This window comes from Paenibacillus xylanexedens (assembly GCF_017874615.1).
Taxonomy (GTDB): Bacteria; Bacillota; Bacilli; order Paenibacillales; family Paenibacillaceae; genus Paenibacillus; species Paenibacillus xylanexedens.
The window spans coordinates 131675-155370 of record NZ_JAGIKV010000004.1 but is presented as its reverse complement, the minus strand read 5'-3'; the positions used below and the strand labels follow the sequence as shown (position 1 = coordinate 155370).

General features: G+C 46.8%; 23 protein-coding genes. 20 read left to right on the top strand and 3 right to left on the bottom strand.

Annotated elements, in window-relative coordinates; genetic code table 11:
* Positions 1-92: 92 nt before the first annotated feature.
* The 9 genes from J2Z28_RS06810 (at position 93) to coaD (ending at position 9222) form a co-directional block, all read left to right on the top strand.
* Complete coding sequence (locus tag J2Z28_RS06810) at positions 93-1376, top strand: extracellular solute-binding protein (RefSeq protein ID WP_244988163.1); 1284 nt, start codon at positions 93-95, stop codon at positions 1374-1376.
* Positions 1377-1517: 141 nt separating this feature from the next.
* A complete protein-coding gene (locus tag J2Z28_RS06805; RefSeq protein ID WP_036610887.1) occupies positions 1518-2408 on the top strand; it encodes a carbohydrate ABC transporter permease in 891 nt (296 codons plus the stop codon).
* On the top strand, positions 2401-3231 hold the full coding sequence (locus J2Z28_RS06800; protein ID WP_076330551.1) for a carbohydrate ABC transporter permease: 831 nt from the start codon (positions 2401-2403) through the stop codon (positions 3229-3231). Before J2Z28_RS06805 ends, J2Z28_RS06800 begins: the two co-directional genes overlap by 8 nt.
* A 157-nt stretch (positions 3232-3388) precedes the next feature.
* On the top strand, positions 3389-6436 hold the full coding sequence (gene lacZ / locus J2Z28_RS06795; RefSeq protein WP_211081682.1) for a beta-galactosidase, LacZ type: 3048 nt from the start codon (positions 3389-3391) through the stop codon (positions 6434-6436).
* A gap of 169 nt (positions 6437-6605) precedes the next feature.
* On the top strand, positions 6606-6911 hold the full coding sequence (locus J2Z28_RS06790; protein WP_017689244.1) for a hypothetical protein: 306 nt from the start codon (positions 6606-6608) through the stop codon (positions 6909-6911).
* Between the two features lie 42 nt (positions 6912-6953).
* Positions 6954-7238 carry a hypothetical protein gene (locus J2Z28_RS06785; protein WP_211081681.1) on the top strand — a complete coding sequence of 95 codons (285 nt, stop codon included), beginning with the start codon at positions 6954-6956 and terminating at the stop codon, positions 7236-7238.
* 127 nt (positions 7239-7365) lie between these two features.
* The gene (locus J2Z28_RS06780; protein WP_211081680.1) at positions 7366-7803 is read left to right on the top strand and encodes a hypothetical protein; all 438 of its coding nucleotides are present in this window, start codon (positions 7366-7368) and stop codon (positions 7801-7803) included.
* A gap of 302 nt (positions 7804-8105) precedes the next feature.
* Positions 8106-8714, top strand: a complete 609-nt coding sequence (rsmD, locus tag J2Z28_RS06775) for a 16S rRNA (guanine(966)-N(2))-methyltransferase RsmD (protein WP_211081679.1) — start codon at positions 8106-8108, stop codon at positions 8712-8714.
* 1 nt (position 8715) lies between these two features.
* Complete coding sequence (gene coaD / locus J2Z28_RS06770) at positions 8716-9222, top strand: pantetheine-phosphate adenylyltransferase (protein WP_085981453.1); 507 nt, start codon at positions 8716-8718, stop codon at positions 9220-9222.
* On the opposite strand, the gene J2Z28_RS06765 is transcribed toward coaD, so the two are convergent.
* Positions 9200-10537 (bottom strand): nucleoside recognition domain-containing protein, encoded by a 1338-nt coding sequence (locus J2Z28_RS06765; protein ID WP_211081678.1) that lies wholly within the window; start codon positions 10535-10537, stop codon positions 9200-9202. The two genes, coaD and J2Z28_RS06765, sit on opposite strands and share 23 nt — an antisense overlap.
* 250 nt (positions 10538-10787) lie before the next feature.
* On the opposite strand from J2Z28_RS06765, the gene J2Z28_RS06760 reads away from it, so the two are divergent.
* On the top strand, positions 10788-11828 hold the full coding sequence (locus J2Z28_RS06760) for a SepM family pheromone-processing serine protease (RefSeq protein ID WP_211081677.1): 1041 nt from the start codon (positions 10788-10790) through the stop codon (positions 11826-11828).
* A gap of 355 nt (positions 11829-12183) precedes the next feature.
* On the opposite strand, the gene J2Z28_RS06755 is transcribed toward J2Z28_RS06760, so the two are convergent.
* Positions 12184-13416, bottom strand: coding sequence for a nucleotidyltransferase (locus J2Z28_RS06755; protein WP_211081676.1), 1233 nt, complete (start codon positions 13414-13416; stop codon positions 12184-12186).
* 217 nt (positions 13417-13633) lie between these two features.
* Complete coding sequence (gene hmpA / locus J2Z28_RS06750; RefSeq protein ID WP_211081675.1) at positions 13634-14869, bottom strand: NO-inducible flavohemoprotein; 1236 nt, start codon at positions 14867-14869, stop codon at positions 13634-13636.
* A gap of 463 nt (positions 14870-15332) precedes the next feature.
* Between hmpA and J2Z28_RS06745 the strand changes: the two genes are divergently transcribed.
* The 10 genes from J2Z28_RS06745 (at position 15333) to rnc (ending at position 23475) form a co-directional block, all read left to right on the top strand.
* Positions 15333-15839 (top strand): YceD family protein, encoded by a 507-nt coding sequence (locus J2Z28_RS06745; RefSeq protein ID WP_036609465.1) that lies wholly within the window; start codon positions 15333-15335, stop codon positions 15837-15839.
* A gap of 67 nt (positions 15840-15906) precedes the next feature.
* Positions 15907-16080, top strand: coding sequence for a 50S ribosomal protein L32 (gene rpmF / locus J2Z28_RS06740; RefSeq protein WP_017689233.1), 174 nt, complete (start codon positions 15907-15909; stop codon positions 16078-16080).
* Between the two features lie 372 nt (positions 16081-16452).
* The gene (gene fapR, locus J2Z28_RS06735) at positions 16453-17001 is read left to right on the top strand and encodes a transcription factor FapR (protein ID WP_047842457.1); all 549 of its coding nucleotides are present in this window, start codon (positions 16453-16455) and stop codon (positions 16999-17001) included.
* Positions 16998-17993, top strand: a complete 996-nt coding sequence (gene plsX, locus J2Z28_RS06730) for a phosphate acyltransferase PlsX (RefSeq protein WP_047842458.1) — start codon at positions 16998-17000, stop codon at positions 17991-17993. The genes fapR and plsX overlap by 4 nt, the downstream gene beginning before the upstream one ends.
* Positions 17994-18001: 8 nt before the next feature.
* On the top strand, positions 18002-18991 hold the full coding sequence (locus J2Z28_RS06725; RefSeq protein ID WP_036610885.1) for a beta-ketoacyl-ACP synthase III: 990 nt from the start codon (positions 18002-18004) through the stop codon (positions 18989-18991).
* A gap of 25 nt (positions 18992-19016) precedes the next feature.
* Positions 19017-19958 carry an ACP S-malonyltransferase gene (gene fabD / locus J2Z28_RS06720; protein WP_211081674.1) on the top strand — a complete coding sequence of 314 codons (942 nt, stop codon included), beginning with the start codon at positions 19017-19019 and terminating at the stop codon, positions 19956-19958.
* Positions 19959-20206: 248 nt separating this feature from the next.
* The gene (gene fabG / locus J2Z28_RS06715; RefSeq protein ID WP_211081673.1) at positions 20207-20956 is read left to right on the top strand and encodes a 3-oxoacyl-[acyl-carrier-protein] reductase; all 750 of its coding nucleotides are present in this window, start codon (positions 20207-20209) and stop codon (positions 20954-20956) included.
* A 152-nt stretch (positions 20957-21108) separates the two neighbouring features.
* Entirely contained in the window at positions 21109-21342 is a 234-nt protein-coding gene (gene acpP / locus J2Z28_RS06710; protein ID WP_017689227.1) for an acyl carrier protein, read from the top strand.
* 176 nt (positions 21343-21518) lie between these two features.
* Positions 21519-22757 carry a beta-ketoacyl-ACP synthase II gene (gene fabF / locus J2Z28_RS06705; protein WP_036609459.1) on the top strand — a complete coding sequence of 413 codons (1239 nt, stop codon included), beginning with the start codon at positions 21519-21521 and terminating at the stop codon, positions 22755-22757.
* Positions 22758-22770: 13 nt separating this feature from the next.
* A complete protein-coding gene (gene rnc / locus J2Z28_RS06700; RefSeq protein WP_036670338.1) occupies positions 22771-23475 on the top strand; it encodes a ribonuclease III in 705 nt (234 codons plus the stop codon).
* Positions 23476-23696 lie beyond the last annotated feature (221 nt).

Sequence of the window (23696 nt, the reverse complement as noted above, 5' to 3'; positions counted from 1 at the left end):
ATAAGATGTATACATCGAAAGCAACCGCTTTCAGAAAACGCAAACAAATTACACACAAAGAGGTCGAAGGGGAGTTGAATGTTTTGAAAAAAATGTGGGTATTGATGCTCGTTACAGTACTGCTGTTGTCCGCATGTTCATCCGGTGGCGGAGGTAAATCCGCTAGTGGTGGTGACGAAAAAACAAACGAAATTACGGTATGGGCTTGGGACAAAGCTTTTAACGTAGCTGCAATGGAAACAGCAAAAGAAGCATATCAAAAAGCAAATCCTGATGTGAAAATTAACATCATTGAATACGCTCAAGCTGATATCATTCAGAAACTGAACACGGGGCTTAACTCCGGAACTGCCAGCGGTCTTCCAAACGTAGTTCTGATTGAAGACTATCGTTCACAAAGCTTCTTGAATGCATATCCTGATGCGTTCAAAGATCTGTCTTCCAGTATCACGGCTTCCGATTTTGCAGATTACAAACTCGGACCAACAGCGTTTGATGGCAAACAATACGGAGTACCATTTGACTCCGGCGTTGCTGGTTTGTACTACAGAACAGATCTGCTGGAGCAAGCTGGCTACAAATCAGCTGACCTGCAAGACATCACTTGGGATGACTACATCCAAATCGGTAAAGATGTAAAAGCTAAAACAGGTAAAGAGCTTCTTTCTCTTGACCCGAATGACCTTGGTTTGATTCGTATGATGATCCAAACTGCAGGTAAATGGTATTCCGCAGAAGATGGTAAAACACCTGACATTGCTAATAATGCCGCTCTTAAAGAAGCGTTTATTACTTACAAAGCGATGATGGATGCCAACATTGTTAAATTGCACTCTGACTGGAGTCAATTCGTTGCCAACGCCAATAACGGTAGCGTAGCAACAATTCCTACAGGTAACTGGTTCTCACCATCTGTACGTCAAGAAGCTTCCCAATCCGGTAAATGGGCTGTAGCTCCAATGCCAAAAATGGCTGGTCAACCAAACTCTGTTCATGCATCCAACTTGGGTGGTAGCTCTTGGTATGTTATGAACAACGTTCCTGGTGCAGATCAAGCAGCTGATTTTGTTGCAAAAACATTTGGTTCTGACAAACAATTGTATCAAGATCTGTTGAACAACATCGGCGCAATTGGTACGTACAAACCAGCAGTTGATGGCGAAGCTTATGCGAAAGCAGACGAGTACTTCGGCGGACAAAAAATCTTCACAGACTTTGCGAATTGGACGAAAGAAATTCCAAGCGTAAACTATGGTATCAACACATATGCCATTGAAGATATTCTGGTTGTAGAGATGCAAGCATTCCTGAACGGTAAATCAATCGATGACGTTCTGGCTGATGCACAAAAACAAGCTGAAGCACAATTAAACTAAGATACCCAAGGTAACTTATAGAACCCTAGGAAACATCGGAGCCGTCTCCCATGTCCGGCGCAAGTCGAACCGGATATGGCGAGAGGCTCCGTGGGTTCTACCCATGTTCCATGGAGAGAGAGGAGCCATACTGTGAAAGCCATGAATACAGGAGACAGTCTCCAAAAGAAAAATAATTTGACTGGATGGGCTTTTGTTTTGCTGGCTGTTGTCGGGATTGTTGCATTTTACTTCTACCCGATGATCCAAGCGCTGCTCTTATCGTTCAAGTCTGGTGTAGGAGCCAATCTTGAATTTTCGGGCCTTTCTAACTACAAAAGATTGTTAGTGGATACAACGTTCCGTACAGCATTATCGAATACATTTATCTACTTGATTATTCAAGTGCCTGTAATGATTATTCTTGGTTTGTTTATTTCCGTATTGCTGAATGACAGCACATTACGCTTCCGGAGCTTCTTCCGTACAGCGATTTTCTTGCCTTGTGTAACTTCATTGGTAGCGTACTCTGTTGTATTCAAATATTTGTTCGCACCAGATGGAATGGTGAACCAATTCCTGATGGGCTTGCACATTATTGGCGATCCAATTCAATGGATCACAGACCCGTTCTGGGCTAAAATTACGATCATAATCGCCGTTACTTGGCGTTGGACCGGATATAACATGATTTTCTATCTGTCATCCCTGCAAAACATCGATCAATCGATCTATGAAGCTGCAAGAATTGACGGAGCGAATGCTTTTACACAATTCTTCAAAATCACTGTACCTTTGCTTAAACCGATTATCCTCTTCACGTCCATCACATCAACGATTGGTACATTGCAAATCTTCGATGAGATCATGAATATTACCAAAGGTGGTCCAGGTAATGCGACCATGTCGATTTCACAATACATCTACAACCTTTCGTTCAAATATTCACCGGACTTCGGTTATGCAGCAACAGTGTCGTATTCCATCGTAATCTTGATTATTGTATTGTCCATCATCCAGTTTAAAGTGGCAGGTGATAATAAAAATGGCTAAAGCTAAAGCAAAACGGATTTTCACGTATGTGTTCCTATCCATCGTCGCCTTTGTATCCATTTTCCCTTTCTTCTGGATGCTGGTCAGTTCAACAAATGCATCAGTTGATGTAACCAAGGGTAGACTGCTGCCCGGGTCAGCTTTTATTGATAACTTCAACAAACTGATTGATTCGACAAATCTGGTACAGGCTCTCGGAAACTCGGCGATTATCTCTGTAATCTCCACTGTCTTGGCACTGTTTATTGGTTCCATGGCAGGTTATGGCTTCGAGGTATATCGCACGAAGTCCCGTGATATCGTGTTTAATATCCTGTTGTTATCCATGATGATCCCGTTTGCAGCGATCATGGTACCACTGTATCGTATGTTTGCAACAATCTCGGGAGTTGCACCGGTTATCGGAATCAACACGATGGCAGCAGTGATCCTGCCAACCATCGCAACAGCGTTCCTGATCTTTTTCTTCCGTCAGAACACCAAAATGTTCCCGAAAGATTTGCTGGAAGCTGGACGTATTGATGGTTTGAGTGAACTCGGCATCTTCTTGAAGATCTATATGCCAACCATGAAAACAACATATGCAGCGGCAGCAATCATTACATTCATGAGTAGCTGGAACAACTATCTGTGGCCACTCATTGTATTGCAAACACCTGACCAACAAACGATTCCACTGTTGATCTCAAATCTGGGTGCTGGTTATTCTCCGGATTACGGAGTAATCATGACAGCAATCGTGATTGCAACACTGCCTACAGCAATCGTTTTCTTCATCATGCAGAAACATTTTGTTGCAGGTATGGTAGGTTCCGTGAAGTAATGAAAACAGCATAATCCGTGCAAATGACGGATGCAGGAAAGAAGAGAGGGCGCTGTTGTGGCGTACCTCTGTCTTTTTTGTTTATGTAAAGCAAAAGGAAATCCAGCGTAAACCTTGAATAAGTCAAACTATAACGTTTTAAAGGGAGAGAGAGCCGATGAAAGCAACAAAGGCAGATATCAACTGGTTGGGGGACGTAAGTGTATTTGAGGTGAACCGTCTTCATGCCTATTCCGATCACCGTTATTACCAAACAATGGATGAAGCTGTAGGTTCAGGCGCGATGTCCATGCGTTATGATCTGAATGGTACGTGGAAATTCAACTATGCCATTCGTCCAGACAGCCGTTCTGAGTTTTTCTATACATCCGATTTTTCCAGTGAAGGCTGGGATGATATTGAAGTTCCGGGGCATATCCAACTTCAAGGATACGGACAGATTCAATATGTAAATACACAATATCCTTGGGATGGCCTGAACGAAATTCGTCCGCCGGCATTACCACAGGATAAAAATCCGGTTGGAAGTTACATTCGCACATTCCACCTGCCGACAGGTTGGGAGTCGAATCCGGTATATATTTCTTTCCAAGGTGTAGAGTCTGCATTCTATGTATGGCTTAATGGACAATTCGTAGGATACGGAGAAGACAGCTTCACGCCATCTGATTTTGACCTGACGCCATTCCTTCAGGATGGAGAGAACAAACTCGCAGTTGAGGTGTATCAACGCAGCACAGGCAGCTGGCTGGAGGATCAGGATTTCTGGCGTTTCTCCGGTATTTTCAGAGATGTGTATCTGTATACCGTCCCAACTGCACACGTTCGTGATGTTCATGTTCGCACAGATCTGGACAAGTCCTATACCAACGGTACGTTGCAACTAGATTTGAAACTGGAAGGAAAAGCGGTTGCTGGAGCGCGAGTAGAGGCTGAACTTCGTGATCGTGAAGGCAATACCGTTAAAACGTTTGAGTCCAAAGTTAACGATGGACAAGTAAGTCTTCGTGAAGACATCGGCACAGTAAACCTGTGGAGCGCAGAGATTCCATACTTGTACCGTCTCTATATTCGTGTATATGATGCTGCGGGTGCACTGGTTGAGGTTGTTCCTCAAGCCGTTGGTTTTCGTACATTTGAAATGATTGATAAAGTGATGCACATCAACGGTAAACGTATCGTATTCAAAGGTGTGAATCGTCATGAGTTCAACCCGCGTCGTGGACGTGCGGTTACGAAGGAAGACATGCTGTGGGATGTTCGTACCATCAAACAGAACAACATGAATGCCGTACGTACGTCACACTATCCAAACCAAAGTCTTTGGTATGAGTTGTGTGATGAATACGGATTGTATGTTATTGACGAGATGAACTTGGAAACACACGGATCTTGGCAGAAACTTGGTGCTGTTGAGCCTTCATGGGTTATTCCAGGTGACAAACCGGAATGGCATGATATCGTTATGGACCGCGCTGTGTCCATGGTGGAGCGTGACAAAAACCATCCGTCCATTCTGATCTGGTCTTGTGGTAATGAATCACACGGTGGTGAAGTCATCTATAAAGTATCCCAATACTTCAAATCGGCTGATCCAACACGTCTGGTACATTATGAAGGTGTATTCCATGATCGCCGTTTCGATGAAACAAGTGATATGGAGACCCGCATGTATGCCAAACCGGCGGACATTGAGGAATTCCTGAATGCAAACCCGACGAAACCTTATATCAGCTGTGAGTACATGCATGCCATGGGTAACTCTATTGGCGGTATGCACAAGTATACGGAGTTGGAAGACAAATATCCGATGTATCAAGGTGGTTTCATCTGGGATTACATCGACCAATCCATTTATAAAAAAGATCGTTACGGCAAAGAGTTCCTCGCTTATGGCGGAGATTTTGGTGATCGTCCATCAGACTATTCGTTCTGTGGCAACGGTATTGTCCATGCTGACCGTAAAGTAACTGCGAAAATGCAGGAGGTTAAATTCCTGTACCAGAACATCAAGCTGTTCCCGGATCGTGAAGGTGTTAAAATCGTGAACGATAATCTGTTCGCAGATACATCTGCGCTGGAACTGGTATACAGCCTGGAGCGCGAGGGACATGAAGTGCTGCGTGGAACATTGGAAGTGAACGTGGATGCCCAAAGCGAGACGGTAGTGAAACTTCCGCTGGGTGCAGAAGCTCTGGCGGGCGGCGAGTATGCTGTGAACACTGCATTTGTGTTAAAAGAAGCTACAATGTGGGCTGACAAAGGCGAAGAAGTGGCATTTGGACAGTTTATTTTCACACAGGATCAGGTCAATGATGCAGTTGAAGTCGACTTGAATCTTGTAAGTGATATACAAGTTATCGAAGGTGACGTTAACATCGGTGTTCGTGCTGGCAAGACACATGCGCTGTTCTCCAAACAGTTTGGGACACTGGTTTCCCTGAAATTGTCCGGTCGTGAGACGATTGCTGTACCACCTGCACCGCTCTTCTGGCGTGCAATGACGGATAATGACAAAGGTATGGCGATGGGCTTCGAACTGGGTGCCTGGTATGCAGCGAGCCTGATGCCACGTTCTGTAGAGTGGAAAGCGGAACAGAAACCGGATCAATACCGGATCGAGTTCACGTACAAGCTCAACATTTCGGAGGATGTACAAGTAAAAGTGGTATATACCGTTCATGCAGATGGAAGCGTACATGTGCATAATACGTATAAAGGTACAGCCGGATTGCCGAACCTGCCAATCCATGCATTGTCCTTCAGAACATCACCTGACTTCGAAAACGTGGAATGGCTCGCGATGGGACCCGAAGAAAATTATGCAGACCGCGCATTTGGCGCACGTCTGGGTATCCATGGTAGCAAGGTAGCTGATACTATGGCTCCATATCTGGTACCACAGGAATCAGGCAACCGTACGGGCGTACGTTGGGCCAAATTGACAGACAACGCGGGACGTGGCTTCAAAATTGAAGCATCCGGAACCCCGGTTGAGCTGAATGTCTCACCATATACGGCATTTGAGCTGGAGAACGCACAACATGCGTACGAATTGCCTCCTGTGCACTATACGGTCGTGACTGTAGCGGGTAAACAAATGGGTGTTGGCGGTGATGATAGCTGGGGTGCTCCAGTTCATCCGGAATACCTGATCCCTTCGGACGGCGAACTGACATTTGAATTTGTCATTCGTGCACTGTAAGCATAAGAATCGCACAGAATAAAGAATGTGTACTATAAAGAACAGAGGTCTTCGCTCATCGGAGGCCTCTGTTTTGTTATGTCAACGAACAGCTTGAGAGGCACTGTATGAAACCGTTCTCTCTCCAACCTCGTAATGTACGAGACAGGAAATATAAGGGGGGGTCAAGATGAGTAAAAAAGCAAAGACAGGTATATGGGTGACGGTGTTGGTCTTCTTGGGCATCATTGTTGGATGTTTCATATGGTATTTCAATACCGCTTCGGGTGAACGTGCACTCAAAACGATGAGGTCCAATAACTCGGGTGGCCTGGAGAGGGTTGTTAAAGTGTACAGCAATAATGGTGAATTGATTCAGACCTATGATGGCAAGATTGACGTGGAAGATACGGAATACGGCAATAAAGTATTATTTGATCTCAATGGGAAACGTGTTGTGATCTATAATGCAACGATTGTTGTTGAAGAGAAGTAAAGCAAAATTAAGGAAAAGATATTAGGGTCGGGTGAGATTTTTATGGTGGATATGTACCTCATAATCTTTGTTGCTATCTTGGGAATGATCCTGTTTTATAGCTTGATCGCTTATTTCTTGATTCGTTTCATTTCGAAAAAAGCATTCAAGCTGACGTTAACCAAATATGAAATGATGGAGATTATGACTTGGATCGCCGTGTTGTTTATTACCTTCATGATGATTAAGGCACGTTCAATGAATCTTCTCTTGCCGGTTGTTGTACTCATCATTCCATTGATTAATTTGCGACTTTCCAATCGAAAACATCGAGAGCTGAACTCGTAAGGTCTTGCTACGTTGGGGTAAGGCACAAGAAGGATGAACATAGGAAAGGTTGACGGAGATTACATCACTAGTCAACCTTTTCTAGTTGTATGATTATGAATGGTGAAAATGAACAAGGAGGAGTTTAGTGATGATTCTGGGCCGATCAACTGACACTTCAGGTTTAACGAAGGTTGCCAATCTTTCGGATGAGTTGCAGTCTGTTTTTGATAAAGCAGAAAGCAAATATAAAATAGTCGATATTGAACTCTTCTTTGTTTTCAGGTGCCTTCCTGAAGAATACGAGAGAAGGTCCACGGTCAGACATGTGAAGAAGGAGAATGTCATCTATTTTGATCTGGTGGTCAGTGAGGATCGGTATAAGGCATTAAGTAAAAGCAAACAACGGTATGCGTTAAGCCATGAGTTTTATGCTTTTATGAGTGAAAAGATCCAGAAATACAAGATTGAACATTTAAACGCCAAGCAATTTATAGCAGATATGGGCATGTGGCTGAGGGAGATTGGATGGTTGCAGACTGAAGAGCAAGCCGAAATAAGTGAATTTGAAGAAAAGTATAACTAGCAAAATAAATTAAAACATAAACAACAAAAAGAAGCCCTCTTTCGAGAGCTTCTTTTTCATGGGAGAGGAGAAACCGGACGAAGAGCTTATGGGGAAACGTAAGTCTTCTCCGCGGTTGTCTACGACACTTGTGATGTCGATAATTATAGAATCGCCCGATTGTTTCCTTTTTATACATATGCGTCAACAATTCGTCAACAATTTTCCAAGGAAAATGAAGACCGCACATTTTTCAAACCGAACCCGAATGTGGTACGATAGTCGTATCAATAAACTTACATAGAGAAAAGGTGACTCGTCAAGTGAGAGTGGTATCTGGGAGTGCAAAAGGCAGGCCGCTGAAGGCTGTTCCTGGCACGGGAACGCGGCCGACCACCGACAAGGTGAAGGAAGCGTTATTTAGCATGGTTGGTCCTTATTTTGAGGGCGGCACAGCATTGGATCTGTTTGCAGGCAGTGGAGGTCTCGGTATTGAGGCGCTGAGCCGCGGCATGGACAAGGCTGTTTTTGTTGATTTGGAATCGAAAAGTATTGAAGTTATCCGCATGAATCTGAAGGCTACCAAGCTTGAAGACCAGGCGGCCGTATATCGTAATGATGCAGGTCGTGCGTTGAAGGCACTCGCCAAGCGAGGCACAACGTTTGATCTGGTGTTTCTGGACCCGCCATATCGCATGAAGAACGGGCACGAGTTAATGCTGACCATGCACGAACTGGAACTTTTGGAACCCGAAGCAACCATCGTGCTTGAATATGAATCCAAACATGATTACCCTGAGCAATTCGGCCCGTTTGAACAAACGCGCAAGGCTTTGTATGGGGAGACGGCAGTATCCATCTATTATTATGCGCCAGAAGCAGTTAAAGATGGAGAATCCATTACACCGGAAGAGGAGGCTCCTCATGACTGAAATGATACATCGACAGGAACGGATCGCCGTATATCCTGGAAGTTTTGATCCCGTAACGATGGGGCATCTGGATATTATCGCCAGAGCGTCAAAGCAATTTGATCGCGTCATTGTGGCTGTGTTGAACAATATGAGTAAAAATCCGCTGTTTACAGTGGAGGAACGCAAAGAACTGATTACGGAAGTAACCCGCCATTTACCAAATGTGGAGGTGGATAGTTTCCGCGATCTGACGGCCAATTACGTCCGGCAAAAGGAAGCTCAGGTCATCGTTCGTGGTATACGTTCGGTAACTGATTTTGAATACGAATTGCAATTGGCGTCAACCAACAGCAAGTTGAATCCGGATGCGGAAACGATATTTATGATGACAAATCCGAAGTATTCCTATTTAAGTTCCAGCATCGTCAAAGAAATCGCTCATTATCATGGAGATGTTACAGATCTTGTCTCACCTGAAGTGGAAGCTGCGCTCCGTCAGAAAATCAGCGAGAAAACCGGCGGTTAAACCAGAAGGTAAGACCTGATAGACTAACCATGACTGCAAGAAGTAACGCAAGACCCATGCAGGCAGCAGGGAAGACACTCCAAATGGTGTTGATCGTGTATGTGTTACCTGGACTATGTATGAATAACCAACCGAATGGTGTCGAGAGGTCTTGCCCCGCATTCATTTGTAATGTGGTCCAAACTTCTGTGCTATAGCGGCTGAACGGCATCCATAGGAACAGACTGATGAAAAAGGCGATTAATCCATGAGTCAGACGAACTCCGGCAAAGTACAACATCGATTTGCTGCTTGGACCAGTTGTTTTGAGGACAGCAGAGACTTGCAGATGGGAGCATAAACCACCCCATCCAAGAACGGCTGCAAGTAGAGACATGAGCAGCGCGGGTGTAAGTGAAGTCTGGCTCAAATGATAGGTGCCCAGATGAAGCTCGAAGAAGGCTGGCCACAGCGCAGCAGAGGACCCGGGAGTCAGATAAAGGGAGACCAGCCGGATAAACACGGCAAAACCGATCATGTATCCTCCAGTCATCATTAAGGTCTGTACAGCTTGGGATACGGTGTCACCTAACAGTTTGCCAAATCCTCTTCCATCACGACGATGGGCTTCTCTGGCTGCAATCATCATATCGGACCATATACTGCGTCGTTTGGACGTTGTGTGGTGGGGGGCAGATGAGCGACATGTGGAACTTGCAGGACTTGCAGACTGAGAATCAAGAGAGCTGTTATCTGCTTGCACGGCTGTCGAGCCAACCCTGTCTTTGTGGTTACCCGGTGCTGGCAGGAGTCGCGTGGCAAGAATGGCAGCAATCCAGCCGCTGATCCAGTGGACCACGAGTAGAAAATATCCGGCCGCTGGCTGGTGAAGAAAAGCAGCACCAACGACCAAAATGATCATCATTGGATTGGCAAAATGAGATGCCGCCGCAAGGACAACCGCCTGTTTGGCGGTAATTTGTCTATCCTGAAACAAACGGGATACCGCATCTGCTCCTGCAGGGAATCCGCCGCACATGCCAACAGCAATCGCCAGACCTGCGTTGCCTGGAAGCCTAAACCACCGTTGCATCAACGGTCCGAGCAAAGCCCCGATTGCGTGGGTGAAGCCAAATGCAGTGAGCATTTGGGATAACATGAGGAACGGGAGCATGGCGGGGAAGATGATTTTCCACCATATATCCAGACCTTGAATAGAGGCGTCAAACGCTTCTTTGGGGGACGCAACTACCGCAATGACCAACATTAAAGCGCCGGTACTTAGGATTATCGTTCGTAACGGGCCAGAATCTCTAACCTCGCTCTGTAATGTCATCGTTTCACCTCATATCAGATAACGCCGGTTTGGCATCTGAATCGTTATGGACGGCCGAATGACGCCCGAAGGGCGGTTCGGCCTTGACCGGACAGGCTATTGTATACAGCGGCCTATCCGGCCTGTACCATTGTATGCACAAGGACCAGAGTGTTAGACTGAAAAAAATGATTAAACAAGATGGAATTACGATTGCTGAATAGTGTAGAGTTCAGCTTATATAGAGATACAAAGAACGGAGGCTCATGCGATGAATCGGATTCGGAAATCTGGCGGATTCAGAGCTTCGATCTTTGTGATCGTGGTGGCTCTGGTCGTCTATGTTGCCGTGTACATGCCAACGCCGTATATCATATATATGCCTGGCAGTGCAGATGAAGTAAAACCAATGGTAACCGTTAAGGGTGGAGACCAGGAAGAACACGGTGTGTTCATGATGACAACCGTGTCGGCAACATATGCCAATGTGTTTTTGCTAGGAACCTCTCTGTTCAATAAAAATGCTCAAGTGGATAAAAAGGAAGACCGACTGCGCGGCAAAAGCGAAGCGGAATACTCTGCCGAACAGGTGTGGTTCATGAGTGACTCACAATCCTCCGCAATGGAGGCTGCATATGAGCAGGCTGGTGTGACTTACTCTATTGTACCTGAACATATCTTTGTATTTGGACTGTCTGAAGATCCAAAACCGGAAGGAGATATTGCTCCGGGAGATATCATTCTGGGAGTGAACGGAACAGCTACGCCGGATAATACGGTGCTTTCTGCCCAGTTAAAAGATAAAAAGGTCGGAGATACGGTTGAAATGCAGCTGGAACGTGGAGGAGAGACCATTAGCCGGGACGTGAAACTGATTCAGGTAAAAGACAATAAAACAGGTGAAATCCGCCCGGGACTCGGAGTAATGATTGGTACGGTTCAGAAGGTGAAAGCTGAAGATCCGGACAAACAGATCTCCTTCACCGATACTCAGGTTGGTGGTCCGTCTGCCGGCTTGATGTTTACGTTGGAGATCTATAACCAGTTAACACCTGGAGATCTGACCAAGGGGCATCGAATAGCGGGTACAGGTACCATTACCAAGGAGGGTGTGGTGGGTGCCATTGGTGGTGTAGTACACAAGATTGTAGCCGCTGATCGAAAAGAAGCGGAGATCTTCTTTGTACCTAAGGATAACTATAAGGAAGCAGCAGCCAAGGCTGATCAGATCGGCACCAAAATGAAACTTGTGCCTGTGAGCACGGTGGATGATGCGCTGGCTTATTTGAAAACCTTGTCCGTGAAATCATAGGTTATAATCGGGCGGGAAGAGATCGATTTGAGTTGAACCGGATGGATAAAGAACGGATGAAATCGGAATAATTGATTACAGTGGAATGAAATGTGATCAAGAGATTTGAGAAGATCAACAGACTAACAAGACTCAAAGGGATTAAGATAACCAAAAGAATTAAGAGAATAAGAGAACAAGAGAAGAACAAGAGAAGTTAATAAGGGAATCCCCTTGTTGCGATGTGCCTGAGTGGCGCGCAGCAAGGGGATTTTTTTAAATTGTATAGTTGAGTGTCGAATAGTGGATATCAATGATCTGTTTAATGATGGAACAAAGAGCTTCTTAGAGATGCAGCCTTATGGTCAAAAGCGGATTACAGTCTCACAGGCGACTCATAGTAGTCACTGAACATCTTGCGTGTGTCCCTATGCTCGCAAGCGAGCCCATACGCAACCTGAGCTTGTATATCCAGTTCAAGTTGATTGTGTGTGAACGTCGACGGTTTCAGTACAACAGGCAGTGAGGCGGTCTTTTTCATTTGTTTAAGCAGGCTCTGTCCTTGAGCATTAAATCCGAGGACTCGGAGATATCCGGGTCCGGCAGCCAATTGCTCTGGTGAACACTCGGCTTTGGTGTGATTCAGGAGCAGGTGTGCGAGCATACGCTGGAGCTTGGTGCGTGTGTATCGTTTGGTCTTCATTGCATTCAGGAGTGCTTCGACTGAAGGCTCCGGGAGCTGAGCGAGTGCACGGCTCAGCCTGTGTTCCAGGCCTTCCGTGACTTCGGCGATACGTTCCAGCTCGGAGGCACGGCGGGTGGCCGCGAGGTGCAACAGCGGCTGTGCAAAGCGCTCCCAGTGTATGGGAGCGCGCCCCTCTTGCCATTCGCGATGCAGAATGGCAAGGGTTGCCGCCGGCACGTATGGCGCGGCGGCGTCAGGTCCGTCCGCCATTAGCAGGCGGCGGACGGCTGTGGCACTGGCGATCGCCCCCGGCCCGGGCGTCGCCTCATGATACGCGGCACCGGTACGCGCCGCTGTAAAGGGCTGGATCGCGCTGCCAAGTCGTTGCAGCGCGATCAGGTAGTGCAGCCCAAGCGAATTGTTGGGCTGCTCCAGCAGTGCAGCGGCGTCGTGAGCATCGACGCCGCCGGGCGCCAGCGCTGCCGCCGCGCCTGCGTACGCGGCGGGGTAGCTGGCGCCTTCCCGCAGGCGGCGCGCGATGTCCTCGCGCATCGCTGCGGGCTCCACAGCCAGCACGCGCGCAATGCGCTGCAGGCTGTCCAGGTCGCCGGACTCGCTGCCAAAGCAGAGCGAGTCCACAACGCCGGTGCGGTGCAGCAGCGAGACCGCACCGAAGGCAAACCACTCGGCCGGTTGGACCGCGTAAGCCACCGGCAGTTCAAGCACCAGATCGGCGCCTGCGTGCAGCGCCATCTCGGTGCGTGCCCTTTTACCCACGATGGCGGGTTCGCCACGCTGGAGAAAAGGGCCGCTCATAACTGCGACAACGGCGTCTGCGCCGCTTAGCCGCCGAGCTTCTTGCAAATGATAGACATGCCCATTGTGCAAGGGGTTATATTCAACAATGACGCCTACGGCTTTCATGATTAGACGTACTCCTTTCGATTGGATAACCGAGTATGTATAACATCCATTCCATCATAGGGGATGTCATGTATTAGATCAAATCATGCACCAATTCAGACAAGAAAAAGGCACAAATCCAACATCAGCAGATGTCAGACTGTGCCTGCAAATCTATTGTATATTACAGATTTCGATAATCGGAGAACGGCTTCTTCATCTTAATAAATCAGCACGCTTAGACACTTTCCGGCGCGGGAGACAGACTTGCTTTCGGCCCAAAAAATTCATAATGAATGTTGTCCGCTGCAACACCAAGCGCCTGAAGTTCCGTATACACTGCCCGCATGAACGAAACCGGTCCGCACAGATAATAAGTGGAATCCAGTTCATCGATCACTTGGCGAAGCCAGATCGCATCCATATAACCTTCCTTATGAAAATACTCATTTTCACGATCAGCATCCTCAGGTTGAGTATAACAATAATAAGCTTTAACGCCCTGATTACGTTTAGCCAGACTGATCACATGATCACGGAACGCGTGCGATTGACCATTGGGACTTGCATGCAAAAATGTAATTGTACGATTTTCATTCAAGTTAACGAGCGTATTTAACATGCTGATCATGGGCGTTAGACCCACACCACCACTCAGGAGAACAACAGGCCGTTTATCGTCTGCATTCAGCGTGAAGTCGCCAGCAGGAGCGGATAGTTCCACCAGACTGCCTTCTTTAATGTGATCGTGGAGATACGTGGATATAACTCCGTCAGGGCGCTCTAATACACCTCGCTCACGCTTAACGGAAATGCGATAGTAGGGTTTACCCGGGGTATCTGAAAGGCTATACTGACGAATCTGGGTAAATGACTGTGCCTCTGGCTGGATTTTGATACTGATGTATTGTCCGGGTTCATAACTTGCGATAGGCTGACCATCGTCTGGAACGAGGTAAAAGGACGTGATGACTTCACTTTCCTGCACTTTCTTGGCAACCTTGAAGGTACGAAATCCTTCCCAGCCACCCGTCTGGTTTTCCGCTTCTGTATACATGTCCTGTTCGATCCCGATAAAGGCATCTGCAATGACATTATAGGCTTCGCCCCACGCCGTGATAATTTCATCCGTTGCCGCGTCTCCAAGTACAGCTTGGATGGCTTGAAGCAGATAGGTGCCAACAATCGCATATTGCTCGGGAACGATACCCAGGCTGCGATGTTTATGTGCAACTTGCCGGACGGCAGGCAGGATGGAGGACAGATTATCGATATGCAGGGCAGCGGTGTATACCATATTGGCGAGGGCAGCTTGCTGTCGTCCCTGTTTCTGATTTGCGTGATTGAAAATATTCAGCAGTTCCGGATGAGCTGTGAACATCGTTTCATAGAAATGGCGTGTGATCGCTTCGCCGTGGACTTCAAGTACGGGTACTGTAGATTTAATCACTCTAATTGTGTGCTCGCTTAACATACATTTTCCCTCCCGATATAATATGAAATAGTTGGATAATAAATCGGTCATGGAGCTGATCGTGCTTCGGTTTATAGCAAGTATAGATAGGGGACAAGCGGGTCTGTGTGATATAGCTCACACTAAACGTTAACGAAATGTGACCGCTATTTGCAAGCAACTACAATTAAAATGACGACTTGTAGTTTATCTTGAAGTGAGTCTATAATAGACCAGATGGAGTAAACGGTTCTGGGCCATTGGTTTTAAAATAGGGTGTAAAGTTAAAAGTGTTGACAAACGTCTTGAAAAATCGGTATAATGATTTTTGTTTGTTAAGTCAATTTCATAATACTTTTAACGAAGATTCGTCAGAATACATACAGTCAGGATTTATTGCTTTACAAAAGCAGGCTTGACCTGTATAACTGTCGTGATACGTTTGATACGAATTATGAAATTGGTTTCGTTTGGAGTGATGGAAATGTTAATGCCATTTCGCAAAGTGGCTACCAGTGATGGTCCCCTGAAGTTTAACGAACAGTGGGAGATCAAGGAACTGGTTTCTAACCGACAAGATATCACAGCCGTTACCCCGCTGACTGCGGACTTATCTGCAGAATTCAGAGAAGGTGACGTTGTGGATGTTCATGGCAAGCTGACTGTAGGAGTGGACATGTTGTGCTCCCGTTGTCTTAAGCCAATCAATGAACATTTTCATATTGATTTTCATGAGCAATTCAAGCAGGGAAAACAGCCAGAGGGATTACACGAAGACGATGATACGCTCTATGTGGATGGAGATAGCGTTGATCTGAAGGGTTATGCCGAGGAAGCTTTTCTGCTGGATCTTCCGTTTATACCGCTATGTAGCGATACATGCAAAGGGTTATGCCCCAAGTGTGGCCATGAGCTGAACGAAGGTGACTGCGGTTGTGATAACGAGGTTATTGATCCGCGGCTTGCAGGGCTCAAGGATTTTTTTAAATGAGCATGATTGAAAATCGAACATTTTAAGACTACCTGCAAAGGTTGATTTTGATAAGGAGGTGGGAATAATGGCAGTACCTCAACGGAGAACGTCCAAGACGCGTCGCGACAAACGTCGCACTCACTTTAAATTGGCTGTACCGGGCATGGTGAAATGTGAACAATGTGGCGAACTTAAACTTAGTCACCACGTGTGCAAAGTGTGCGGAACGTACAAAGCAAGAGAGATCATCTCTCAATAATAGTTGGACATTAAGTAGCACTTCATTTCGATGAGGTGCTACTTTTTTTGGATTAGAGAGTGTAGGTAGAGTGTGCTAACAAGCATGAAATCCTTGTACCACAAGGGTGAATTGTTTTTGTTAGGCCAGTCTTTCTTTTTGACACGGGATGAGATATACTATAGTTTAGTACCAGGTTCTAAGATTTGACGTTACATATAGATGAACCATAATCCGTTTGAGAACGACCCTGGTGACCAGGGATGCAACTATAAAAGCAACACGAAAGATTGGTTGAACTGGCCGGACGGGACGGTTCCGTAAACGATACAGCGGGGGGTGTCAGGCATCGAACGTGTACCGAAGAGACAGAGGCAACAGCAGTTAACCAAAATGATAGAAGAGAACCCGTTTGTGACGGATCAGGAACTTACACGCCAATTGAAGGTGAGTATTCAGACGATTCGTCTTGACAGGCTGGAACTTGGAATACCCGAACTTCGGGAGCGGATGAAACTGATGGCAGAGCTCTCGTATGATCAGGTACGCTCGTTGCCCTTGCATGAGATTATCGGTGATATTGTGGATCTGCAACTGGATAAGAGCGGGATTTCCCTGTTTGAGATTAAGGAAGAACACGTGTTTTCCAGAACAGGGATTGCACGCGGACACTATGTCTTTGCACAGGCCAACTCCTTGGCTGTAGCGATTATTAATGACGAGATCGCGTTGACTGCATCAGCAGACATTCGCTTTGTCCGTTCGGTTCATTTGGGAGAAAAATGTATTGCAAAGGCTTATGTGAGATCGATCCCGGGTCAAAAGGGCAAAGCCAAAGTGGAAGTATTCACTTATGTAGGTGAAGAAATGGTGTTTCAAGGCAACTTTGTAATCTACCATTCAGGTGGAGAAGACAGCGGAGAAGGAGGTCATTTGGAATGAAAATCGTCATTGATGCCATGGGAGGCGACAATGCACCTGCATCAACGGTAGAAGGTGCGATTGCCGCAGCCACGGAATGGGCGGATACACAGATCGTCCTGATCGGCGATGAAGCCAAGCTGGAACCTCTTTTGAGTCAGTCAGGTGTTAGACCTGCCAATCTTACGGTCCGGCATGCTTCCGAAGTTATTGGTTCGGATGATGAACCCGTCAAAGCAGTGCGTCGCAAAAAGGATGCCTCCATGGTGGTCGCAGGCCGCATGCTGAAAGAGGGCGAAGCGGACGCGATGATCTCGGCGGGCAATACTGGAGCGCTCATGACAGCGGGTTTGCTTGTTGTAGGTCGTATGGCAGGCATTGAACGTCCGGCGCTTGCGCCTATGATTCCAACGATTGATGATGTAGGTGTACTTGCGCTGGATCTTGGAGCGAATATGGATGCCAAACCGGAGCACCTTGCACAATATGGCCTGATGGGCAGTTTGTATCGGCAAAAAGTACAGGGCATTGAGTCCCCACGAGTGGGCTTGCTCAATGTAGGAACAGAGCCAGGCAAGGGAAATGAGTTAACCAAACATGCATACCCTTTACTGGAACAACTCCCAATTCGTTTTGTCGGTAATGTTGAGGCACGTGATGTGCTGACTGGTGCTTGTGATGTGCTTGTATGTGACGGTTTTGCAGGGAATATCCTGCTGAAGTCGCTGGAAGGCACAGCAGGTGCCATTTTCGCCTTGCTTAAGGAACAATTTTCATCTTCTCTCAAAAGTAAACTGGCTGCAGCTGTACTAATGCCTGAGCTGCGTGGGTTGAAACGAAAGCTGGATTATACGGAGCATGGCGGAGCGCCACTCCTCGGTTTGAGCAGACTGGTTGTGAAAAGTCATGGATCTGCTGATGGCAATGCCATCAAAAATGCTGTGCGCCAAGCTCGGATTGCAGTGCAGAATCAGCTGGTAGAGAGCATATCTAAGGAAATTAGCGGGAAGTGAGTGACGATATGAATAATTTGCGCCCAGTAGGGATTATTGGTACAGGGAAATATGTGCCTGAGAAAATTTTGACAAATAGCGATCTGGAGAAAATGGTCGATACCAATGACGAGTGGATCGTCAGTCGTACAGGAATCAAAGAGCGTCACATCGCTGCACCGGATCAGGCAACTTCTGATCTGGCATATGAAGCGGCTATTAAAGCCCTTGAATCTGCAGGTATGACAGGCAGTGATCTCGATCTGATTATTGTTGCAACCATTACCCCGGATTCTTCGTTCCCATCGACAGCCTGCATCTTGCAGGACAAATTGGGTGCAAAAGGTGCCGCGGCATTTGATCTGTCGGCTGCTTGTTCCGGATTTGTATACGGTTTGGCTAGTGCTACGAGCTTCATCCAAAGCGGTATGTACAACAATGCACTTGTGATTGGTGCGGACTGCTTGTCTCGTATTACGGATTATACAGACCGTAACACTTGTGTCCTCTTTGGTGATGGAGCAGGGGCGGTAGTCGTTGGTGAAGTTCCGGAAGGTCGCGGATTCAAAGCATTCGACCTCGGTGCCGAAGGAGCTGGTGGTAGTCTTCTTCAGATGGAAGGCGGCGGTTCCCGTCTGCCTGCTACTGCAGAGACTGTTGAAAATAAAAAACATTACATCAACATGAACGGTCGTGAAGTGTTTAAGTTTGCGGTACGTGTCATGGGGACGGCTACTATTGAGGTATTACGCAAGGCTGGTATGGAGCGTACGGATGTGGATCTGTTTGTTCCTCACCAAGCGAATATTCGGATTATCCAATCTGCGATGCAACGACTTGAACTTCCTGAAGAAAAGGTTGTAGTCAACGTGGATAAGTATGCTAACACATCAGCTGCTTCCATCCCGCTTGCTCTGGTAGAAGCAGCAGAGGAAGGTCGCATGAAAGCCGGAGATACCGTTCTGATGGTTGGATTCGGTGGCGGTTTGACATGGGGTGCATCGGTACTCGTTTGGTAAATTAGACATCTGGGAGATGAATGAGATGGGTAAAATAGCATTTGTATTTCCCGGACAGGGATCACAGGCTGTAGGCATGGCCAAGGACGCGTATGAGTCCGTACCTGCGGCAACTGAAATTTTTCGCACAGCAGATGAAACATTGGGTTTCTCGCTGAGTAACCTTGTATTTGAAGGTCCAGAGACCGAGTTGAAACAGACATCAAATACACAACCGGCTCTGTTGACAGCAAGTATTGCCTTGCTGGAAGCTTTCAAAGAAAAAGGAATTCAGCCTGACTATACGGCTGGACACAGTCTGGGAGAATACAGTGCACTGGTGGCAGCGGGCGTTCTTTCGTTTGCTGACGCAGTGAGCACTGTGCGGGCACGTGGTCAGTATATGGAACAGGCAGTACCGGGTGGACAAGGAGCTATGGCTGCTGTGTTGGGTGCGGATCGGGAAGCGCTGGGGGTGCTTTGCCATGACGTATCTGAAAGTGGTCATACGGTTGAACTTGCCAACATTAATTGTCCGGGACAAATCGTCATTTCTGGTGTGAAGGAAGGCGTAGCTGCTGTCGCGGAACGAGTGAAAGAAGCAGGCGGTAAACGCGCCATTACATTGGAAGTAAGCGGTCCGTTCCACTCTTCATTGATGAAGGGTGCAGCTGAGAAGCTGGCAGAGAAACTGAAAACCGTTACGTTCTCACCGGCAGCGGTCCCTGTAGTCGCTAATGTGACTGCAAGACCTGCAGAGGATGGACAGGTTCAGGATTTGTTGACAGCTCAGGTCTATTCTCCTGTATTATGGGAAGACAGTGTGACATGGCTTATTGAGCAAGGCGTGGATACGTTCATCGAGATTGGATCTGGGAGTGTACTGACCGGTTTGATTAAAAAAACAGATAAAACCGTAAAACTGTACAATGTGAACAGTCTTGAAACGCTCGAAGCAACGGCAAGTGAATTAGAAGGAATTATATGAGTTAAACTAAACTTTTTACACGAGAACGGAGAGGACAGAAAAAACCTGAAGAAGCGGAGTGTTCGCCTAAAAGCTTTCTGAAAGAAAGCTACATCGGAAGCATACGCTATCACCGGATTTTCCCTTTAGAAAAGGGAATCAAAAAATCTGGGGATAACAGCGATCGGAAGGTTATTCTGTCATCGGAGCGGCAAGTGTTAACATTCTTTGGTTGAACTGATATAGATTTGGGGAAAGGAGGAATGATTATGTCTAAACCATTAGAAGGTAAAAATGCACTCGTTACCGGGGCATCCCGGGGCATTGGGCGCAGTATTGCACTGGCACTTGCAGAAGCTGGAGCGAACGTAGCCGTGAATTATGCGGGTAGCCAAGCGGCAGCTGAGGAAGTGGCGGAAGCGATTCGTGCCAAAGGAGTCAAGGCGATTACACTTCAAGCCAATGTTGGCCTGATGGATGAAGCTGAACAAATGGTCAAAGCTACACTCGAAGCATGGGGCAGCGTTGATATTCTGGTGAACAATGCCGGGATTACCCGTGATAATCTGATCATGCGTATGAAAGAGGAAGAATTCGATCAGGTTATTGAAACCAATCTCAAAGGTGTGTTTAACTGCCTTAAGGCGGTTACACGTCCAATGATGAAACAACGGTCGGGAAGAATTATCAATATCTCCTCGGTTGTAGGTGTGCTCGGTAATGCTGGACAAGCGAACTATGTTGCTGCCAAAGCAGGAGTCATTGGTCTGACAAAGGCATCTGCTCGTGAACTGGCTTCTCGTGGAATCACAGTTAACTGTGTTGCACCAGGTTTCATTGAGACAGATATGACAAAAGAGTTGTCCCAGGAGCTGGTGGACGGTATGCTAAGTGGTATTCCGTTGTCCCGTTTGGGTCAACCGGATGAAATCGCTGGTGTAGTCACTTTCTTGGCTTCACAGGCTTCATCTTATATGACAGGGCAGACGCTGCATGTCGATGGTGGCATGTACATGTAATTCTTCCCGGACTTGAACAATAGTCGGGGAACAGGCGCTGGACGATCCGAAATGCCGGAAAAAGGCCGGGTTCCCCGGCCGGGAGCCGCATATGTCTTCTATGGCATTTTGCCTGCGATTCTCGTATAATACCAAAGAAGGAGGTGAACCGGATGTCCGATGTATTGGAGCGTGTAAAACGCATCGTCGTCGACCGCTTGGGCGCAGACGAAGCTGAAGTTACACTTGAAGCATCTTTCAAAGAAGATTTGGGTGCTGATTCTTTGGATGTAGTGGAATTGGTCATGGAATTGGAAGATGAATTTGATTTGGAAATCTCTGATGAAGATGCAGAAAAAATCACGACCGTAGGTGAAGTTGTTAAGTACATACAATCTCATACCTAAAGTCATTTTAGTCCCGCACATGTTTTCGAACAGGCGGGACTTCTCATCATTCATTGGTTTTTCTCATTCCGCAAGCAGCTTTACTCAAGCAGGCTTATCTTGGTTGAATAGATGTCTGTTTGCGGATATTCCCACAAAATACTTGCGTAATGCAGTCGATATAGAGGTGACTCGGTTTGAAACAAAGAGTAGTAATTACCGGAATGGGCGTAATGACATCGCTCGGAAAAGATTTGGAAACGTTCTGGGGCAGTTTAATGGCAGGAAAGTCCGGAATTTCTCAGATTGAGGCGTTTGATGTTAGTGAATACACGACACAGATTGCAGCCGAGATCAAGGATTTCAACCCGGAAGAATATATGGATCGCAAGGATGCTCGCAAAATGGATCGTTTTGTACAGTTCGCTGTGGCAGCTGGCTTCAAAGCCGTTGAAGACAGTGGTCTGAAAATTAACGAGAATATTGATGCAGAGCGTTTCGGTGTATCCATCGGATCAGGTATTGGTGGATTGGGTACGTGGGAGGACCAACATAATGCATTATTGCAAAAAGGTCCAAAACGGGTAAGCCCATTCTTTATTCCCATGATGATCTCCAACATGGCTTCAGGCCAAATGTCCATTTCTCTTGGTGCTAAGGGTCCTAACATTAACGTTGTTACCGCTTGTGCAACAGGTACACACTCCATCGGAGATTCCTTCAAGCTGATTGCCAATGGTGATGCAGATGCCATGATCTGTGGTGGTGCGGAAGCAACAATCAGACCAACGGGTCTTGCAGGGTTCTGTGCGATGCGCGCAATGTCTACACGTAATGATGATCCTGCCAAGTCAAGCCGTCCTTTTGATACAGAACGTGATGGTTTTGTTATGGGCGAAGGCGCTGGTGTTATGATTCTGGAATCCCTGGAACATGCTCAAAAACGTGGTGCACGCATTTATGGTGAAGTGATCGGTTACGGTCTGACAGGTGATGCACATCACATGACAGAACCAGATCCGGATGGAGCAGCACGTTGCATGAAGATGGCACTTCGTAATGCAGGTATTGAGCCTGAAGAAGTGGACTACATTAATGCACACGGAACTTCGACGCCTGTAGGCGACAGATCCGAAACGCTTGCGATCAAAAAGGCGTTTGGTGATCATGCGTACAAGCTCGCCGTGAGTTCCACTAAATCCATGACGGGCCACATGCTTGGCGCTGCTGGTGGTGTAGAAGCGGTTATCTGCGGATTGTCACTGACACATCAGACACTGGCTCCAACGATTAACCTGGAAAATCAGGACCCGGAATGTGATCTGGATTATGTACCAAATGTTCCACGTCAAACCAAAGTTAATATTGCCATGTCCAATTCATTTGGATTCGGCGGTCACAATGCCACCATTATTCTCAAAAAATTTGAAGCATAAGGGGCTAGTTCGTTTGAGTGAAGATCTGAAGCAGTTACAACATAAACTTCAAATCAAATTTGACAACAGGCAGCTTTTAAAACAAGCGTTTACCCATGCTTCTTATGTAAACGAACACCGGTTCAGTCAGCATCAGGACAACGAGCGTCTGGAGTTTCTGGGCGATGCCGTGCTGGAACTGACTGTATCGGAGTACTTGTATCATTTGTATCCTAACCGTCCGGAAGGTGAATTAACTAAGCTGCGGGCATCCATTGTCTGTGAGCCTTCCCTCGTCAAATTTGCTGAAGCGTTGGGTTTTGGGCAGTATGTACTTCTTGGTAAAGGTGAGGAACTAACTGGAGGACGGACACGGCCGGCTCTGCTGGCAGATGTGTTTGAATCTTTCATTGGTGCATTGTATCTGGATCAGGGGCTTGCGCCTGTTCGGACATTTCTTGATCAGCATGTCTTCCCATTAATCGTATTGGGCAGCAAGCTGCAAATGAGTGATTACAAAACGGAACTGCAGGAACTTACTCAGCATCACAATATGGGAGCTTTGGAATACCGTATCGTTGAGGAACGGGGACCTGCCCATGAACGTGAGTTTGTCTCGGAGGTCCATATGGGTCAAGAACGGCTTGGCAGAGGTACAGGACGTTCCAAAAAGGAAGCGGAACAACAGGCTGCATCTGCAGCACTTGATCGACTGAAGCTTCCGGAAGCCGGAGCTTAACCGATAGCGCATAGACAAACGAAGAGCAAAGAGCAGCCCGCGGGTCCGCCCCGGCGGAAGTAATCGGCCGGACTGCTTTTTGCTCTTTTTTTTGTAAAGAGGTTCAGGAGAAGGTTACCTGATCGTTAACTAAATAAGTGAACTTTATTTTACACAAAACGATGAGTGCAGAACCAATCTGAAGAAGCGAAGCTAAAAGCTTTCTGAAAGAAAGCTACATC

What these genes read in the sequence shown, in the direction of transcription:
- J2Z28_RS06810 (WP_244988163.1), top strand. Translation starts at nt 93, where the DNA reads ATGTGGGTATTGATGCTCGTTACAGTACTGCTGTTGTCCGCATGTTCA.
- J2Z28_RS06805 (WP_036610887.1), top strand. Translation starts at nt 1,518, where the DNA reads ATGAATACAGGAGACAGTCTCCAAAAGAAAAATAATTTGACTGGATGG.
- J2Z28_RS06800 (WP_076330551.1), top strand. Translation starts at nt 2,401, where the DNA reads ATGGCTAAAGCTAAAGCAAAACGGATTTTCACGTATGTGTTCCTATCC.
- lacZ (WP_211081682.1), top strand. Translation starts at nt 3,389, where the DNA reads ATGAAAGCAACAAAGGCAGATATCAACTGGTTGGGGGACGTAAGTGTA.
- J2Z28_RS06790 (WP_017689244.1), top strand. Translation starts at nt 6,606, where the DNA reads ATGAGTAAAAAAGCAAAGACAGGTATATGGGTGACGGTGTTGGTCTTC.
- J2Z28_RS06785 (WP_211081681.1), top strand. Translation starts at nt 6,954, where the DNA reads ATGGTGGATATGTACCTCATAATCTTTGTTGCTATCTTGGGAATGATC.
- coaD (WP_085981453.1), top strand. Translation starts at nt 8,716, where the DNA reads ATGATACATCGACAGGAACGGATCGCCGTATATCCTGGAAGTTTTGAT.
- J2Z28_RS06765 (WP_211081678.1), bottom strand. Translation starts at nt 10,537, where the DNA reads ATGACATTACAGAGCGAGGTTAGAGATTCTGGCCCGTTACGAACGATA.
- J2Z28_RS06760 (WP_211081677.1), top strand. Translation starts at nt 10,788, where the DNA reads ATGAATCGGATTCGGAAATCTGGCGGATTCAGAGCTTCGATCTTTGTG.
- J2Z28_RS06755 (WP_211081676.1), bottom strand. Translation starts at nt 13,416, where the DNA reads ATGAAAGCCGTAGGCGTCATTGTTGAATATAACCCCTTGCACAATGGG.
- hmpA (WP_211081675.1), bottom strand. Translation starts at nt 14,869, where the DNA reads ATGTTAAGCGAGCACACAATTAGAGTGATTAAATCTACAGTACCCGTA.
- J2Z28_RS06745 (WP_036609465.1), top strand. Translation starts at nt 15,333, where the DNA reads ATGTTAATGCCATTTCGCAAAGTGGCTACCAGTGATGGTCCCCTGAAG.
- rpmF (WP_017689233.1), top strand. Translation starts at nt 15,907, where the DNA reads ATGGCAGTACCTCAACGGAGAACGTCCAAGACGCGTCGCGACAAACGT.
- fapR (WP_047842457.1), top strand. Translation starts at nt 16,453, where the DNA reads ATGATAGAAGAGAACCCGTTTGTGACGGATCAGGAACTTACACGCCAA.
- plsX (WP_047842458.1), top strand. Translation starts at nt 16,998, where the DNA reads ATGAAAATCGTCATTGATGCCATGGGAGGCGACAATGCACCTGCATCA.
- J2Z28_RS06725 (WP_036610885.1), top strand. Translation starts at nt 18,002, where the DNA reads ATGAATAATTTGCGCCCAGTAGGGATTATTGGTACAGGGAAATATGTG.
- fabD (WP_211081674.1), top strand. Translation starts at nt 19,017, where the DNA reads ATGGGTAAAATAGCATTTGTATTTCCCGGACAGGGATCACAGGCTGTA.
- fabG (WP_211081673.1), top strand. Translation starts at nt 20,207, where the DNA reads ATGTCTAAACCATTAGAAGGTAAAAATGCACTCGTTACCGGGGCATCC.
- acpP (WP_017689227.1), top strand. Translation starts at nt 21,109, where the DNA reads ATGTCCGATGTATTGGAGCGTGTAAAACGCATCGTCGTCGACCGCTTG.